Source organism: Marinovum sp. 2_MG-2023, from assembly GCF_030548265.1.
In the GTDB taxonomy this organism is placed as follows: domain Bacteria; phylum Pseudomonadota; class Alphaproteobacteria; order Rhodobacterales; family Rhodobacteraceae; genus Marinovum.
Window position 1 is genome coordinate 271,872 of the sequence record NZ_JAUOSD010000002.1, and the last position, 16,879, is coordinate 288,750.

Below are 16,879 nucleotides of genomic sequence, written 5' to 3' on the forward strand. Positions count from 1 at the left end.
GCTCAGGCCTCGATCCGATAGCCCGACCCGCGGACGGTTTCGATCAGTTCCGTGTCGAAAGGTTTGTCGACCTTGGCGCGCAGCCTGCTGATATGGGTCTCGACCACATTGGTCTGTGGATCGAAGCTGATGTCCCACACTGCCTCCAGCAACATGGTGCGGGTCTGCACCCTGCCTTTGCGGCGCAGAAGATGTTCCAGAAGCGCGAATTCCCGCGGCAGAAGGTCGATTGTCTGCCCCGCGCGCGTGACCCTGCGCCGAACAAGGTCCATTTCCAGATCGCCGGCGCGCAGGACAGTGTCCTCTTGCGTCGCGCGCGGTCGCCGCGCCAACGCCGCCACACGTGCCGACAGTTCGCCGAATGCAAAGGGCTTCACGAGGTAATCGTCGCCACCGGCGTTCAGCCCCTCGATGCGGTCATCGACACCGCCGAGCGATGTCAGGAACAGCACGGGCGTCTGGTTCTTTGCGCCCCGCAGGGTCTTGACCAGCGCCATCCCGTCGAGACCGGGCAACATCCGGTCGACGATCAGGATGTCATAGTCGGTGGTGCTGGCCTGCAAAAGCGCCTCGCGCCCGTTCTCCAAAAGGTCGACAACATGGCCTTCTTCCCGCAGCCCATCCGCGATGTAGGTGCCGGTTGTCTTGTCGTCCTCGATCACCAGGATCTTCATCTCTTGCTCCGTCACATGCCGATGGACCCACAAGGGGCCACCGGTCTTTTGCCATGAATCTCAGAACTTTGCGACTTACTTGTCGTCGTCGCCGTCCATATCGCCATCGTCGTCGCCGTCTTCATCGACCTCGACCGCCATCGATCCATCTGCCAACGTAAAGAGCACCTCCTGCTCGGACCCATCGGCCATCATGACCTCGAATTCCACGATGCCGTTGCCCGGGGTATCGTCATCGAATTCGGCCTCCGTGACCGTGCCGCCGGTCTTGGTTTCGACGTCCGCCACCACGGCGGCCACTTCGGGATGGGCGGTCAGGAACTGTTGCAGCTCTTGCGCCGATCTGGCCTCCGACCCGGTCGCGGCGTAGGCCAGCGAACCGGCGAGCAAAGACAGGCCGACGAGGCCGGAGGTTGCGGCGAGTGCGATCTTATTGCGTTTCATGGTCATCTCCTTGGTGTTGGGCGGGACCATCCCGCCCGATGAGACTGATCTAAGGCCTCCGAATGCCGGGCGACTGACCGGTGCATTACATCTCTGTTAGGTCTGGATATGGCGCCGCAAAACCCTGAACCGCCGTTCAAACCGCGATGCCGACGGGGCCCTTTGCGTCAGCGACAAAAGCAAAACCGGGCAGTAAAATGCACAACGGCGGGGATGCCCCCGCCGTTTGCTTGTCGTCAGCATATGTGGCTCAGGCCGTGACAGGCCGGTCCTCAAAGCGCTCACTCTGCGCCGCCTTGGCGCGTTTCTCCGCCGCCGCGATGATCCCCGGCCCCGCCAGACGCAAGGCCAGCGCAAAAACACCCCCCAGCAAAATGGCGAAACCAACCGCCATGATCCCAAAGCCGAACCCGGCGAACACCATCACGGCCAGAAGCGCGCTTGCCAAAACTGATTTGATACGTTGCATATGTCAGATCTCCTTGTTCCTTGTGACAAGAATATGGGGCCGGACATCGGCGATGACCTGACGCTGACATTACAACGATGTTATACGCCGGTTTCATGCAGCAGCCCCGGATTACAAATCTGTATAGTTCCTGCGACCTCATGTTCATCCCCGGTTCCGATATCTGCTCCACACCGCATGAACATGGAGTTCCCCTCATGTCACACCAACACGCCCCGAAACGCCGTACCCCACTGACCGCTGCCTTGCTTGCAGCCACTGTCGCCTCGACCGGGCTTGTCGCACTGGCGCCCTCTGCCGCGCTTGCCGTTCCCGCAGGCGGCTATGCCGACCTGATCGAACAATTCAGCCCCGCCGTCGTCCTTGTCGAAGTCACCACCAGGGCCACCCCCGCCAGCGCAGAACGCGGCATGCCCAACGATGAATTCTTCAAGGAATTCCAGCGCCGCTTTGGCGATGCCATGCCCCAGATGCCACAGGTGCCGAACAGACCCGACCGTCAGGGGCTCGGCTCTGGCTTCATCATCTCGGACGACGGGCTGATCGTCACCAACAACCACGTGATTGATGGCGCGACCACCGTCACCGTCAAATTCGCGGATGGCACGGAATATGACGCCACGGTCATCGGTGCCGATCCCCTGACCGACATCGCCCTGCTCGATATCGAAGGCTCGGACCTGCCGACCGTTGCGTTCGGCTCGTCCGATGCGATGCGCGTTGGCGACGAGGTGATCGCCATGGGCAACCCATTCGGGCTGGGCGGCACGGTCACGACCGGCATCGTCTCGGCCAAGGACCGCGATATTCAATCCGGCCCCTTCGATTCCTTCATCCAGACCGACGCCGCCATCAACCGTGGCAATTCCGGCGGCCCGCTGTTCAACAACAAGGGCGAGGTGATCGGCGTCAACACCGCGATCTTTTCACCCAATGGCGCAAACGCCGGGATCGGCTTTGCCGTGCCTTCGGATCAGGTGTCCACCATCGTTGCCGACCTCAAGGACGACGGCCAGATTGATCGCGGTTGGCTGGGGGTCCAGATCAAACCGGTAAGCGAAGAGGTCGCATCGGTCCTCGGGCTGAAACCCGGTCAGGGCACGATGATCGACAAGGTCATGGAGGGCACCCCGGCGCAGAAAGCCGGTCTGAAATCCGGTGACATTGTGCTCACCTTCGATGGCACCAGGATCGAAGACGCCCGCGACCTGACCCGCTCGGTTGCGAACACCGCCCCGGACACGGCCTCAAAGATCGAGGTTCTGCGCAAGGGCGAACACCTGACGCTGGATGTCACCCTGGCCAATCGCGCCACGGCGCAGGACGCCTGACACCTGCCTTGCCGCGTCGCACACACAACAATCGCCTGCCCCGGTGCCATTCACACCGGGGCAGGTTTAAATGTTTGACACCCCCCCGCCCTGCCGATGCCCCACCCGGGCCAAGGGCACGCCGCAAATAATCCCGCAACACTATTGACCTTCCAGTGAGTGGAACCATTAGATACCTTCCCAGCGACGAAGGAGATATCATGTCCACCTCATCAGAACTGCGGGTTTCCGTCCAAAACATGTCCTGCGCATCCTGCGTTGGTCGGGTCGAACGTGCGCTGGCGGCTTTGCCCGGCGTAGAAGAGGTCAGCGTCAATCTTGCATCCGAAACGGCGCAGGCGCGTGTGGATACAGACGCCCGCATCCCCGAGGTGATCGCAGCGCTGGACCGCGCGGGCTATCCGGCGCGCACCACAAGCGTCCGGTTGAACATCGCCTCGATGTCCTGTGCCTCTTGCGTCGGGCGCGTTGACAAGGCGCTGGCGGCCCTGCCCGGCGTGACCGAGGTCAATGTCAACCTCGCCTCGGAAACCGCGACCGTCACCTATGCCGAGGGCATGGTGACTCTGGCCGACCTGTTAAAGGCTGCGGCCGATGCCGGATACCCGGCGGAACCCGTCGATGCGACAACAACCGAAGACCCCGGCGCCCGCAAAGAGGGCGAGGCGCGCGATCTGGCGCGCAAGACCGCCTTTGCGGCGGCGCTGGCCCTGCCGGTGTTCCTGTTGGAAATGGGCGCCCATGTGGTGCCGGGCGTGCATGAATTGATCGGGCGCACCATCGGCCATCACACCAGCTGGCTGATCCAGTTCGTCCTGACCACCGTGGTACTGTTCTGGCCCGGGCGGCATTTCTACACCAAGGGCTTTCCCGCCCTGATAAAAGGCGCGCCCGACATGAACAGCCTCGTCGCGGTCGGCACCGGGGCGGCCTATCTGTTTTCTCTGACCGCGCTGTTCGCGCCCGACCTGCTGCCCGAAGCCTCTCGCGCCGTCTATTTCGAAGCGGCGGCGGTGATCGTCGTGCTGATCCTGCTCGGCCGCTGGATGGAGGCCCGTGCCAAGGGCCGTACCGGGGCGGCGATCCAGAAACTTTTGGGTCTACAGGCCCGCACCGCGCATATCATGGTCGATGGCGAGCCACAGGAGGTGCCCATCGACCGCATCGGCGCGGGCGACATCCTGATTGTCCGGCCCGGCGAACGCATTGCCGTCGACGGCGAGGTGACCCAGGGCAACGCCCATGTCGACGAAAGCATGATCACGGGGGAACCTGTCCCCGTCGCCAAGACCACCGGCGATCCGGTGACCGGCGGCACCGTCAATGGCACCGGCAGCTTCCAGTTCCGCGCGACACGCGTTGGCGCCGACACCACGCTGGCCCAGATTATCCGCATGGTCGAACAGGCCCAGGGCGCGAAACTGCCGATCCAGGGATTGGTGGACCGGATCACCCTGTGGTTTGTGCCCGCCGTCATGGCCTTGGCCGCGCTGACCCTGCTGGTCTGGCTCGTGGTTGGCCCCGCGCCCACATTGTCCCATGCGCTGGTCGCGGGGGTATCGGTGCTGATCATCGCCTGCCCCTGTGCGATGGGGCTGGCCACGCCGACCTCGATCATGGTGGGCACCGGACGTGCCGCCGAAATGGGCGTGCTGTTCCGCAAGGGCGATGCGCTGCAACAGCTGACCTCGGTCGATGTGGTCGCGCTGGACAAGACCGGCACCGTGACCGAAGGCCGCCCGGAATTGACCGACCTCGTACTGACCGAAGGTTTCGACCGGGCCGTTGTGCTGGCGCTGGTGGCGGCGGTCGAGGCGCTGTCGGAACATCCCATCGCCGAGGCCATTGTCCGCGCCGCCAAGACCGAAGGCGCGCCGCGCCACGACGTCGACGACTTCTCCTCGATCACCGGCTACGGCGTCCGCGCCAAGGTGGCGGGGCGTGACGTGCTGGTCGGCGCCGACCGCCTCATGACCCGCGAGGGGCTCGACATCACGCCGCTGGCGGATGGCGAACGCCGCCTTGCCGAACAAGGTCGCACCGCGCTTTTTGCCGCCATAGACGGCAGGGTCGCGGCGGTGATCGGTGTCGCCGATCCGGTGAAACCGGCCAGCGCGGCGGCGATCTCTGCGCTACATGACCTTGGCCTGAAGGTGGCGATGATCACCGGCGACAAACGCGAAACCGCCCTCGCCATTGCCCGCGAAACCGGGATCGACCACGTCATCGCCGGCGTTCTGCCCGATGGCAAGGTCGCGGCGCTGGACGAGCTGCGCGGCACCGGCCAACAGATCGCCTTTGTCGGTGATGGCATCAACGACGCCCCCGCGCTGGCCCATGCCGATGTCGGCATTGCCATTGGCACCGGCACCGACGTCGCCATCGAATCCGCCGATGTGGTGCTGATGTCGGGCGATCTGCGCGGCGTGGTCAACGCCTTCGATGTCTCTCGCCGGACCATGGCCAACATCCGCCAGAACCTGTTCTGGGCCTTCGGCTACAACGTCGCGCTGATCCCGGTGGCGGCGGGCGTGCTCTATCCCGCCTTTGGCCTGCTTCTGTCGCCGGTTCTGGCGGCGGGGGCCATGGCGCTCAGCTCGGTCTTCGTTCTGACCAATGCCCTGAGATTGCGCCGCCTGCGCCCCGTCATGGACGAGGCTGGCGCGCCACGTCCCGCCAAGGGCCAAACGCCCTCCCCCACCCCACTTGCCGCTGAATAAGGAGGATACCCCATGAATATCGGAGATGTGGCCGCCCTGTCCGGCCTGCCCGCCAAAACCATCCGTTACTACGAAGATATCGGGCTGGTGAAACCCCTGCGCAGCGCCAACGGCTATCGCAGCTTCCGCGAAAGCGACGCGCACAAGCTGGCGTTCCTGGGCCGCGCCCGCGCGCTTGGCTTTTCGATCGAGGATTGCCGCAACCTCATGGCGCTGTACGAGGACGACCACCGCGCCAGCGCCGAGGTCAAGGATATTGCAGAGCATCACCTGGAGCGGATCGACGAAAAGATTGCAGAGCTCGGGGAAATGCGCGCCACCCTCGCCCATCTGGTACATGCCTGCGCCGGCGATCACCGCCCCGATTGCCCGATCCTCGCGGACCTTGCGAAAGCGTCGAAAAGTGCCCCGCAGCCAGAGACATCCACCAAGCAATCTTCGGAGCAACATCCGGGGCATCGCCCGGGACAACGGCGGATTGGCCAGCGCGGCTGATCAGACCTCCTCGAACGCCCCCGGCACCAACTCCTCCCAAAAGGCGACCATCGCGCCCACCGACAGGGCCGATCCCCAGCCCAGCCGCATGAATTCCTCGCGCTCGACGTCATCGTCCAACCGCGCGAGGAACAACCGCTTGTCCGCGTCGCGTTGCGTCGGTGTACGTGCCGCCACCAATTCGCGGATACGGCCCAAACGCCCGGCCCGCAAACGGCGGGCACGGTCCATCTCGGCCTCGCGCGCCTCCTCTTCCCGGCTGGTTGCCTCGGCCTGTGCCTTGCGCACTTCGGCGGCTTCGACCGCCTCTGGCGATGGCTCCGCCGCGACCTCCCCCTTGTAATCATCACGCAGCGCCGCGCTCAGATACCGCACCGGGCTTTTCACCCCATCGCGCCCCTGAAGATAGGCCAGCTTCTCGGCGACATAATCCTCGCCATGTTCGGCAATCCACTGCCGCGCCAGCCGGTCGCTGACGCCGACCCTCAACAATCCCTGATACACCGCGCCCTGCCGCACACCTTCGCCATCGTCGATGTCCAGCATGGCCAGCTGCGGGTTTTCGCGGATCTTGAACCGGATCTCGCTGACCTGCCGGCCCATCTTGCGAAACTCCGGCTCCAGCAGGATGTTCGACGTCTTGTTCACTTCTTTCACCGCCGGTTTGATCACCTTGGCATTCAGATGTTTGAAGCTTTCATAATAGGCGCTGCCATCGACCCCCATCAGCCGCCGGAACAGATCAATCGGCCACCAGCCCGTGCTGCCGGTCCGCACGAACCGGTAACAATTCTCATAGAGCGCCAGCGCATGCCCGCTGGTAAACCGCCGCTGGATGTTCAGATTGATCAGCGCAAACACCTTCGGATCGTGCAGCTTTTCCGCCAAGGCCGGCGAATAGGCATATTCACAGACCCCGCCCTTCAGCTTGGCATAAGACAGAAGCGCCGAAACACCCCATTCCTGTTGGCCGTCCGCGCCCAGCATGTCCCATTCCGCCACCGTTTCCGCCAGCGACCGAAGCGAGGCTTTCAGCGTTTCCATATCGTTGGAATTATACCCCACCATCATACAGAGCGTGCGGGCATCAATCTGGTGTTTGGGTTTGGTGACAAGATGGTCATAGGCATTCAACAGCAACACATTCGACAGTTTGCGTTGCAGCAGTGTCAGCTTGCCAGACACATGAATTGCGGCCACATTCTTCTTGACCGAAGGCCGCCGTAGCGGCCCGCTCAACTGATCGTGGGGGATATCTTCTGCCATTGCCTGCCCTTCTTCCCGGTGGCCCTTTTGGCTCTGTCCGGTCTGCTGGGCATCAGTATAACCCCAAAAGGCACCCACGCTCAATCACCAACAGGGGACCCAAACCCCGGCGATTGTGCCCCCGTAAACGGGTGCCTATGGGCTTGGGGGGTGATGTCCTGCGGGTCGTTGGGTACCCAAATACAGGATCATCCTGTGGCAATGGGGCGGCTTTTGGCGAAAAACCGGGGCTTCCTGAGTCCTGGTGCCCCCTCCCCCGCGAATCGGGGCCCTTCGTCCTGAATGGGGGTGCCGTTTGTCCCGTAAACGGGTGCCCGACGCACCGTATCCGGGTCCCCAAACAGGTCTAACCCCCGAGAATCAAATCTTTTCTCCAAGCCAAATCTCTTAAATCTCTTAAAAGATTCAAACCTTGTTGGGGTGCTTTTTCTCTCAATATCTGGCTTTCAAGGGGGGTTTCGCCTGCGAAACCTCCAACAGGTTCGCTCTCGATTGCCAATTCACAGTTGGCGAAAGATGTGCGATGATCTGGCGAATAACAGGCAAATCACACGATCTGAGCAAGGCACAGGCACAATGGCGCGTAAACAAGATACCCCCCTGCCCCCCTATTTCAATCTCGACCCAGAGGCCGCATCGGCCAAGTTGGGTGATCCTATCGACACCGCTCGATTCGCGAAAGCCGCGGCTTTCGCCGGGCGTGGCCGTGACGATCTGGCCAAACGCGGCTACGCCCCGGACGGGCGCAAACGGTTGCGAAAATTCTCGACCTGGGAAATCTGTCGCTACCTGATCCCGGTCGCCCCCGCCCATCTGCGCCGCGTGCTGAACAAGCATCCCGACCTGCCCCAGGGCGAGGGCCACGCAGGGGCCAAATGGTTCAGCCTCGAAGAGGTTCTGCGCCTGCGTGATCACTTTGCCGAAGAGGGGGTCAGCACCAAGGAATACCGCCCCTATCGGCCCAAGGGTCTGCCGGCCAAGGTCGTCGCTGTTGCCAATTTCAAGGGCGGCGTCGGCAAGACCTCGACCGCTGCGCACCTCGCCATGAGCGCCGCACTGGATGGTTACAAAGTCTTGGTAATTGATCTGGATTCTCAGGGCTCCATGACATCGATTCTCGGGGGGCAAGTGGCGGATGAATGGCAGACGGTTTTCCCCATTCTGGCGCGTGACTATGCCCTGCATCTGCAACAGGAAAACGCCGTGCGCGAAGCGGCGGGCGACCCCCCTGCCCCGCTTGACGAAACCTTGACCGAAGCATTGGGGGTTTCGCTGCGAAACGTGGTGCAGAAAACCCATTGGCCCAACATCGACCTGATCGGGGCACAGCTCAACCTCTATTGGGCCGAATTCCAGATCCCGGTCTGGCGCATGGGGCTGAAATCCTGGCCGCTCTGGGATGCGCTGACCGCCGGTCTGGAAGAGGGCGGCGCGCTGGAGGATTACGACATCATCCTGCTCGATACGCCGCCGGCCCTTGGCTATCTGACGATCAACGCGCTGGCCGCTGCGGACATTCTGTTGGTGCCGCTGGGGGCATCCTTCCTTGAATTCGACTCGACCGGCCGGTTTTTCGACATGCTCTATTCGACCTTCGCCAGCATCGAAGAGGGCGAAAACGGCGCCCGCCGTCGCGCGGGCCTGCCAGAGATGAAGTTTGAATGGGACGTTGTGCGCGCCGTGATCACCCGCTTTGACGCCGCGCAGCAGACCGATCTGGCCAATGTCATTCAGGCCTATTTCGGCGACATGATGAATGCCTATCGGCAGGAATTCACGGCGCTGGTCGGTCAGGCCGGCGAAAGCGTCAGCGGGATTTACGAGGCCGATTATCGCAACTTCAACCGCGAAACCTATACCCGTGGGCGCGAAGCTTTTGACCGGACCTATGCCGAGTTCAAGGAGCTTCTCATCGGGTCTTGGTGGCGCGATGCCCAGATGGCCGAGACAGAGCAGACCAACGAAAAGGAGGCAGAGAATGGCACGTCGCAGACAGCTTGAACCGCCATCACCCGAAGCATTGAAGGAGCTGGAAGAGGGTTTCGCACGCGAAACCCCCCGCAGTGGATCGCGCATTCCCATCGCCGATGTGGTGGGCGAAGCCGCCGCCATGTCCACCCCGATCCCCGCCGAGGCCCGCGCCGAACACGCCCGTGACAAGGTCGATGCCGAACGCCTGCGCGAAGCGGAAACCGATGGCCGTCTTGTCACGCTGATCCCGATCAACAACATCCGCATCGCGGGCATTTCCCGTGACCGGCTGGAGCTTGACGCCGAGGAGTTGACCGAGCTGGCGATGTCGATTTGCGACAGCGGTCTGCGCCTGCCGATCGAGGTGTTTCGCAGTGAAAAAGCCGGTGATGAATACACGCTGATTTCGGGCTACCGGCGGCTTGAGGCCTTTCGCCAGCTTGTCGATCTGAAAAGCAAGAATGGCGATTACACCCGCATCCCGGCCTTCATTCGCGACCCGGAATCGCAGGCCGACGTCTATGTCGCGATGATCGAAGAAAACGAGATCCGGGTCGGGCTGTCGCAATATGAACGCGGCCGCGCGGCGGCGATGGCGGTGTATGACGGGGTCTTTCCGACGCTGGACGAGGCGGTGAACAAGCTGTTTCGCAATGCCTCGAAAGCCAAGCGATCCAAGATCCGATCCTTTGCGATGATCCACGAAGAAATGGGCGACATGCTGGAATTCGCCACCGGGATGAATGAGCGCCAATGTCTACGACTGGCGACCGCGCTGAGGGCCGGGCAGGGGCCAAAGATCCGCGAAGCGCTGGAGGCCGTCAAGGTCCGCTCTCTGGCCGAGGAATGGGCCGAAATGCTGCCCTTCATCGAAGAGGCCGAAGGTGCAGAGCCGAACCCTTCGCGCGGGGGGCGGCCCAAGGCGGAGAAGCGGTTGCTGAAATCCGCGCACAAGCCGCTGGTGAACGGCATGTCGATCACCAAGGAAACCGGCCCGCGCGGCTATGCCATCCGGTTCCACGGCCCGGTCACGGATGAAATGGTCGAGGAATGTATTTCCCGGATTGAGTATCTTTTGGGTGAAAACCAATAACCGGTTGAGACGGGGGTTTCGCATGCGAAACCCCCTTTTTCGCGGCGGCACCCGATGGCCGGATCAAGCCATCTACCTGTCACATCAAGGCACAAAACAAGGCCGGGGCAGGGTGCACATTAAGGGGATCTCTGGTGCCGCGCGCATTGATCGAGGGCCGTTATGACGCTTCTGAACGCGATTTTGACATGTGTTGTTGAGTGTTCTTCCAGATGTCCGATAATGAAAATTTACTGGACATTTCCACTAATTGCAGGTTGGGGCGCTTTTTGCATCATTGTGTCAATAAAAGCGCCGCCGCGCGGTAGCCTTGTGTCGCGATATACACCCGGCTTGATTGGATCAATGACTACCACAGGCTAACCCGGATGCCGCCCTGGATCATCTTTGGCCATGCCGAAACCTATGAAGATGTGGCCTTTTTGTCAGACGGCGCCATCAGCCAGCTGCATATTGTGATGAACCGCGAAGAGGCCGCGCTCCGGGCGTTCGAGATAGATCGGGATGCGCGAGACCCCTTGCGAGGTCGTGACGCAATCGTTCCGGGCTGCGCATATTTCCGTGGATCACCACGAGAACCGGGGTGCCCGGCGTGATCTCGGCCGGGCGTCCAAAGCTGTAGCAAAACCGCGGGTCAAGGCGATTTCTAGGTCGGATGCATCTTGGCGTGCGGTTCAGGTTTGCCGAGCACACTTCTGTGCTAGAAATCATCAAATTCCGGAACGTTCCCCAACCTGACAAGGAAGGTCGGTGACCCGACTTCGCCACTGTTTGGGTCTTCGCTGATCATATAGGCATCCGCACCCGCGCACCCCTCGGACTGGGCCTCCCGTTCCGCTCTATTCTGTGCTTCTGCTGCGGTGGAATATTGGAACTGCTTCCCGATCTTCAGGCCGACGGAGCCGTCACGCCCGGGTTTCTGTTCCAGATAGGTCTGACAGATATAGTGAACTTTGGTTGTGCTGTCGTTTGCGTGCGTCATGGGCATTTCCTTAGGGTGTGTCCGGCCGCTCTGGCAGAGTGCATGGCCGGACGAAACATGCGTTGATGCTATGTGACTGCCTTGGATGGGCTTGCAAGCCCTATCGCGATTGTTTTGTCGATGTGCTGGCCTCTGGTTCAAGGGGCGCGGTGCGGGTTCATTGCATCGTGTGCGAAAGGGTCCTTGGGGGCCTGCGATGTGAGGCCTGTGTCACAAGCGTTGTATTTCCGTCGCCATAGGACTATGTGACAGATACGAAGTTGTGGTTCCTGCGGCACGGGCGCATCCGCTCTGCCAGGGCGGGCCATGACCCTCATCATGAAAATTCAGTTGTCACGTCCTTTGGTAAGGATTTGATGTTTGGGACGACTGCCGATGCCATCGCGCGCATCCGGGATCATTGTGACCGCTTCATCCGCATTGGATCGCGGAGCACATGGATGAGGTCCCGAACAGGCGTATCTGGGACGGACTTCTAACCTGTTGAAATTCAACGGTAATAATCAAAACCTAAAAGGGAAGTGCGTGCCGAACAACCCGGCGCGCGCCACGGCACCGACCCACTTCGAAATGCGCAGGTGAGGACGATTCTGTCCTCCGTGCCAACGGATCAAGGGAAATAAAATGGAAACCAAATCTGACACCGTCGATACCATCCGCCGTCCGGCCAGCGGCGCGCAAGCGCCACCAAACACATTGATCAGCCCGGTAAGCCGGACATCGATCAGGCCGACCTCAGGCGCACCAACGGCAGTTGTCTATTGCGAGGGAAATTTCGCGCAAATTGATGGCAAGACTGCGAATGGTCTTGTCCGTCATTCGCAAGCGTATCGCATCCTTTCCGTCATCGACAGCACCCATAGCGGACAAGACAGCGGCACTGTGCTTGACCAAAGGGTGAACCAAATACCGATCTTTGATCATCTGGAGGCGGCAGTCGCCCATGAAGCCGTCACGCCCGATACGCTGATCTATGGCATGGCCCCCTCGACTGGGCGTTTGTCAGCTTCGGATCGGGGTGTTGTTTTGAATGCGATTGCGCATGGCATGAACATCGTCAGCGGGCTGCATGAATATCTGAGCGATGACGCAGAGATAGCCAGTGCCGCATCCAGGCGAAATGTCACGATCCGCGACATCCGCAAGCCGAAACCCAGCAAGGATATGCGCCTGTTTGACGGCAGTGTTGCTGGTGTCAAAGCGCTGCGTATTGCGGTTCTTGGCACCGATTGTGCCATTGGCAAGCGGACAACGGCCACCGTCTTGGCGCGCGCGTTGAATGCGCAGGGCATCAAGACCGTGCTTGTCGGCACCGGCCAGACCGGCCTGATGCAGGGCGCGAAATACGGCATCGCAATGGATGCTGTGCCGCCGCAGTTCTGTTGTGGCGAGCTTGAGGGCGCGATTGTTGCCGCGTCTGATGCCGAACAGCCCGATGTGATCCTGATCGAAGGTCAGGGTGCGCTCAGCCACCCGGCCTTTTGCACATCTGCCTTTATCCTGCGGGGGAGTCAGCCAGACGCCGTCATCCTTCAGCACGCGCCGAAACGCATCCACCGCTGTGATTTTCCTAATATGGCGATGCCGACGTCATCAAGTGAGATCGCTTTGATTGAAGCCTTTGCCGATACCAAGGTGATCGGTGTTACCCTTAATCACGAGGGGATGTCCGAGGTCGAAGTGACCGACACCATCGCGGCGCAATCCCAAGAGCTTGGCTTGCCCGTCACCGATGCATTGGCCCGGCCGGTTGCCGATCTGCTTTCGATGGTTCTTGCCGCGTACCCGGAATTGACGCAAAGGCCAGCCGTGGCAACGGTATGAGCGGCCCGCGCATCGAAGTGGACCTGCGCAAGATCAGACATAACACCCGGACGCTCGTCAAACGATTGGCGCGGCGCGGGATCAGCGTTGCAGGCGTGACCAAGGCTGTTTGCGGGCATCCTGCGATCGCTCAGGCCATGCTTGATGGTGGGGCTGTGGGGCTTGCCGATGCGCGGATCCGCAATGTGCAAAGATTGCGTGCGGCAGGCATGACAGGCCGCATCACGCTGATCCGAACGCCGATGTTGAGCCAGGTTGATCAGGTCGTCCGGTCCTGCGACGCGAGCTATAATACAGAGATCCCGGTTATTTCGGCCTTGGCGTCCGCCGCGATCCGCAAGGGCAGGGTTCACGATGTCATACTGATGGTCGAGATGGGCGATCTGCGCGAAGGTATTTTGCCGGAAAACCTGGCTGAAATTGCGCGGCAGGTCACAAGAATGCCCGGGGTCGCGTTAAAGGGCATTGGCGCGAACTTTGCCTGTCTGAGCGGGCTTCGCCCGACGGCGCTGCAAATGGCCGCTTTTAGCGACCTCGCGAAGGAAATCGAGGGTACATGCGGCCCAATGCTCAAACTGGTGTCTGGTGGCAACTCCGCCAACTTGCCCTGGGCGCTTGGTGAATGCGCGACGGGGCGTGTCAACGATCTTCGTCTGGGCGAGGCGATCCTTCTGGGGGTTGAGCCCCTGTCCGGGGACCGGATTGACGGCATGCATACGGATGCCTTTACGCTGGTTGCCGAAGTTATCGAAACGGATGCAAAACCCCCGCCTTCCCCTATTGCCCTGATTGCCGCAACTTCGGAACGGCTTCGCCTTGCGACACGCCCTGCGGCCGCGGCGCGAATGATCCTCGCGATGGGGCAACAGGACACCGACATTCCGGGGCTTTCCATGCCTGTTGGGTGCACATTGATCGGTGCGACCAGCGACCATCTTGTGGTTGGGACAACCCGATCCCTGCCAAAGGTGGGTGCCGAGGTGAGGTTCCAGATGAATTACACTGCGTTGATGCATGCCATGGCCGCGCCGGACATCAAGGTTGCTCTGCTGGACACCCCACTTCCGGGATTTTCAGCGCGCACCGAAAGCAGGTTTGCGCATCTGGTGCCGGTTTGACGGGGGTCGTTTGATCCACGCGGTCGTAAATCACAAAGGAAACGGAAAATTGCTTAAGCTTACAAAAAAGACTCTGTCCAAAGCCCATGGTGCCAAACCGGAAACCCCGATGGAAAAGACGACACGTGTCGTCAGACAAATGGTCGACGAAGAAGCGGAGCAGCGCCATGCAAAGAACTCCAGATTGCGCAACGCGCGGCTTGAAAGAGAAGCGAACACACCATCCGGGGCGAAGGCCAAAACAATGCGCAAGGCGCGCGCCGCCGCAAATGGTACCAAGCGGTAACCGAGATTTGGGGTGGGTCGTTGATCAGACGGCATTTGCCGCGGAGTGCAGAGAGACGGAACCCGGCAATCCGCCCGGTGTTGGGACGTGCTGCACCGCCCATTTCCCCATCAGGTGTGAGAGCGCTGGCTAGGTCTGCCAGCGCCCGTTGTTTCGATCAGATCACGGCGCGTTCGACGACCCGTTCCCCTTTGGCGAACCGTTCATAAAGGAAGGGCGACAGATCCATGCTGCGGAACGCGCCATAGATGATCTGCTCGGCCACGCCACGCCCGACGGCCGGGCCCTGTTGCGAACCATGGCCGGATGAGCCGTTGGTGAAATGGAAATTAGACACCTTGTCATGCGGTCCGATGACGACATTGTAGTCAAAGGTGTTGAAATCATAATGCCCGATCCAGAAGTCGATGACCTCGACATCCTTGAACTGCGGAATGCGGTTCGAAATGATCGGATGCACCTTGTCCTGCCAGATAGTGGCCTCGGCACTGAAATCGTCAACGCCCACGGTCGCGTCATCGCCCAGTGGCGGACAGCCGACCAGATAATTGTCGCCGAATTGGCGGAAATGCACGCCGGTCGGGTCGATGGTCAGCGGCAGATCGCGGTCAAGGGGCTGTTTCGCCTTGAAGATAAAGGTATAGCGCCGCTTGGGTTGAATATCGAGCGTCAGCCCCGCCATGTCGGCAACCTGACCCGCGCGGGTGCCCGAGGCGTTGACCACGTGACCGACCGTCACCGTTTCACCGGAGGCAAGCGTGACCCCGGTCACCTTGTCGCCATCGCGTGCAATCGAAGCGACTTCGTTTTCGATGTATTCGACCCCGGTCTCGATGGATTTGCGCAGCAGCCATTCCACCATCAGCGGCGCGTTGTAATAACCTTCGTCCACGGTGTTGAGACTGCCTGCTTCGATGTCGGACAGGTTGTAGAACGGATACTCGGCTGCGATGTCCTTGGGCGTGACCATTTTTGTGCCTGCGCCGCATTCCTGCTGAACCGATTGGTCGCGTTGCAGCACCTTGGTCAGCTCCGGTCCGTCGGACAGATACAGATAGCCAAAGTTGCGAATGCTCAGCTCCGGCACCGCCGGATCACCGCCGAGGTTTTCGCGGAAGTTGCGCAGGAATTCGGCGGCGTATTGGCCGATTTTCACGTTGATCGGATTGGCGAATTGCTGGCGCATGCAATTGTTCGAGGCAGCTGTCTGCGCCTGAAGATAGCTTTTGTCGCGTTCGACAATCAGGACACGGCCCCGAAAATCGGGGTTCGAGGCCAGGAACCAGGCGGTGCAGGCGCCCATTGTCGCGCCGCCGATGATGACAACGTCATAGTGGTCATGCTTCGGGGTGGTGTCGACCGGGGGCAGGTCGATCTTGAACAGCCCATCGTGAGAGGTGGGTTTCAGTGTCATGTCATATGTCCTTTGAGTGTTGTCTCAGACCGAGCGGGTGATGCCGCCGTCGACGCGGATATTCTGGCCGGTGATATAGGCGCCGCCGTCCGAGGCGAGGAACGCCACGGTGGCCGCGATTTCGTCATAAGAGCTGCCGTAGCGGCCCATCGGAACGCGGGCTTTCCAATCGGCGTTTTCCGGCAGGCTGTCGATAAAACCCGGCAACACGTTGTTCATGCGCACATTGTCCGGGGCATATTTGTCGGCGAACAGTTTGGTATAGGCGGCCAGACCCGCGCGCATGACGCCGGATGTCGGAAAGATCGGATCGGGTTCGAAGGCCGCGAAGGTCGAGATGTTGATGATGGTGCCGGATTTCCGGGCGATCATGATCGGCGCGACGATGCGGGTGGCGCGCACGGAATTCAGGAAATAGACCTCCATGCCTTCATGCCAATCTGCGTCGCTGATTTCGAGCACCGGCGCGCGGGGGCCGTGGCCGGCCGAGTTGACCAGCACATCAATGCGGCCCCATTTTTCCATGGCGGCGTCGACCAGTTTCTGCATGTCTTCGCTGGATTTGTTGGTGCCGGTCAGGCCGATGCCCCCCAGATCCCCGGCCAGTGCCTCGCCTTTGCCGGAGGATGACAGGATCGCAACGTGGAAACCGTCGGCGGCAAGACGGCGGGCACTGTCGGCGCCCATGCCGCTGCCGCCACCCATGATGATTGCAACTTTCTTGTCGGACATGGTCATTCTCCTTTGCGTTGATGTGAATTTCCCTGGGGTCAAAATGGGCTGGCGCGGCTG

15 protein-coding genes and 1 pseudogene are annotated in these 16,879 nt (G+C 61.0%); 9 read left to right on the forward strand and 7 right to left on the reverse strand.

All coding sequences use genetic code 11. The annotated features are described in order from the left end of the window. Nucleotides 1-2: 2 nt before the first annotated feature. The 3 genes from Q4577_RS04120 to Q4577_RS04130 all read right to left on the reverse strand — a co-directional run bounded on the left by Q4577_RS04120 (nt 3) and on the right by Q4577_RS04130 (nt 1,587). The gene (locus Q4577_RS04120; protein ID WP_303468555.1) at nt 3-674 is read right to left on the reverse strand and encodes a response regulator transcription factor; all 672 of its coding nucleotides are present in this window, start codon (nt 672-674) and stop codon (nt 3-5) included. A gap of 75 nt (nt 675-749) precedes the next feature. Continuing rightward, nucleotides 750-1,118, reverse strand: a complete 369-nt coding sequence (locus Q4577_RS04125) for a hypothetical protein (RefSeq protein ID WP_303468553.1) — start codon at nt 1,116-1,118, stop codon at nt 750-752. A 250-nt stretch (nt 1,119-1,368) separates the two neighbouring features. Next, on the reverse strand, nt 1,369-1,587 hold the full coding sequence (locus Q4577_RS04130; protein WP_244689085.1) for a hypothetical protein: 219 nt from the start codon (nt 1,585-1,587) through the stop codon (nt 1,369-1,371). 197 nt (nt 1,588-1,784) lie between these two features. Here Q4577_RS04130 and Q4577_RS04135 point away from each other — a divergent pair, with 197 nt between their 5' ends. The 3 genes and pseudogenes from Q4577_RS04135 to cueR form a co-directional block, all read left to right on the forward strand. Continuing rightward, nucleotides 1,785-2,918: a S1C family serine protease gene (locus tag Q4577_RS04135; protein WP_303468550.1), complete on the forward strand. Its 1,134-nt coding sequence runs from the start codon at nt 1,785-1,787 to the stop codon at nt 2,916-2,918. Between the two features lie 200 nt (nt 2,919-3,118). Next, a complete protein-coding gene (locus Q4577_RS04140; RefSeq protein ID WP_303468549.1) occupies nt 3,119-5,638 on the forward strand; it encodes a heavy metal translocating P-type ATPase in 2,520 nt (839 codons plus the stop codon). 12 nt (nt 5,639-5,650) lie between these two features. Further along, nucleotides 5,651-6,028 (forward strand): annotated as a pseudogene (gene cueR / locus Q4577_RS04145) (Cu(I)-responsive transcriptional regulator); the annotation flags it as partial. A gap of 105 nt (nt 6,029-6,133) precedes the next feature. Here cueR and Q4577_RS04150 read toward each other — a convergent pair. After that, entirely contained in the window at nt 6,134-7,399 is a 1,266-nt protein-coding gene (locus Q4577_RS04150; RefSeq protein ID WP_303468548.1) for a replication initiation protein, read from the reverse strand. 576 nt (nt 7,400-7,975) lie between these two features. Here Q4577_RS04150 and Q4577_RS04155 point away from each other — a divergent pair. From Q4577_RS04155 to Q4577_RS04165, 3 genes are all read left to right on the forward strand, one after another. Continuing rightward, nucleotides 7,976-9,400 carry an AAA family ATPase gene (locus Q4577_RS04155; RefSeq protein WP_303468547.1) on the forward strand — a complete coding sequence of 475 codons (1,425 nt, stop codon included), beginning with the start codon at nt 7,976-7,978 and terminating at the stop codon, nt 9,398-9,400. After that, nucleotides 9,378-10,463, forward strand: coding sequence for a ParB N-terminal domain-containing protein (locus tag Q4577_RS04160; protein ID WP_303468546.1), 1,086 nt, complete (start codon nt 9,378-9,380; stop codon nt 10,461-10,463). The genes Q4577_RS04155 and Q4577_RS04160 overlap by 23 nt, the downstream gene beginning before the upstream one ends. Before the next feature lie 368 nt (nt 10,464-10,831). Then, nucleotides 10,832-11,059, forward strand: a complete 228-nt coding sequence (locus Q4577_RS04165; RefSeq protein WP_303468545.1) for a hypothetical protein — start codon at nt 10,832-10,834, stop codon at nt 11,057-11,059. Nucleotides 11,060-11,163: 104 nt separating this feature from the next. Here the strand turns inward: Q4577_RS04165 and Q4577_RS04170 are convergent, their stop codons facing one another. Next, nucleotides 11,164-11,445, reverse strand: coding sequence for a hypothetical protein (locus Q4577_RS04170; RefSeq protein WP_303468544.1), 282 nt, complete (start codon nt 11,443-11,445; stop codon nt 11,164-11,166). Between the two features lie 624 nt (nt 11,446-12,069). Between Q4577_RS04170 and Q4577_RS04175 the strand changes: the two genes are divergently transcribed. The 3 genes from Q4577_RS04175 (at nt 12,070) to Q4577_RS04185 (ending at nt 14,673) form a co-directional block, all read left to right on the forward strand. Then, nucleotides 12,070-13,269 (forward strand): DUF1611 domain-containing protein, encoded by a 1,200-nt coding sequence (locus tag Q4577_RS04175; protein ID WP_303468543.1) that lies wholly within the window; start codon nt 12,070-12,072, stop codon nt 13,267-13,269. Continuing rightward, the gene (locus Q4577_RS04180; protein ID WP_303468542.1) at nt 13,266-14,387 is read left to right on the forward strand and encodes an alanine/ornithine racemase family PLP-dependent enzyme; all 1,122 of its coding nucleotides are present in this window, start codon (nt 13,266-13,268) and stop codon (nt 14,385-14,387) included. Before Q4577_RS04175 ends, Q4577_RS04180 begins: the two co-directional genes overlap by 4 nt. 109 nt (nt 14,388-14,496) lie before the next feature. Further along, the gene (locus tag Q4577_RS04185; protein WP_303468541.1) at nt 14,497-14,673 is read left to right on the forward strand and encodes a hypothetical protein; all 177 of its coding nucleotides are present in this window, start codon (nt 14,497-14,499) and stop codon (nt 14,671-14,673) included. A gap of 157 nt (nt 14,674-14,830) precedes the next feature. Here the strand turns inward: Q4577_RS04185 and Q4577_RS04190 are convergent, their stop codons facing one another. After that, nucleotides 14,831-16,087, reverse strand: a complete 1,257-nt coding sequence (locus Q4577_RS04190; protein WP_303468540.1) for an FAD-binding oxidoreductase — start codon at nt 16,085-16,087, stop codon at nt 14,831-14,833. Between the two features lie 24 nt (nt 16,088-16,111). Further along, nucleotides 16,112-16,819 (reverse strand): SDR family oxidoreductase, encoded by a 708-nt coding sequence (locus Q4577_RS04195; RefSeq protein ID WP_303468539.1) that lies wholly within the window; start codon nt 16,817-16,819, stop codon nt 16,112-16,114. Nucleotides 16,820-16,879 lie beyond the last annotated feature (60 nt).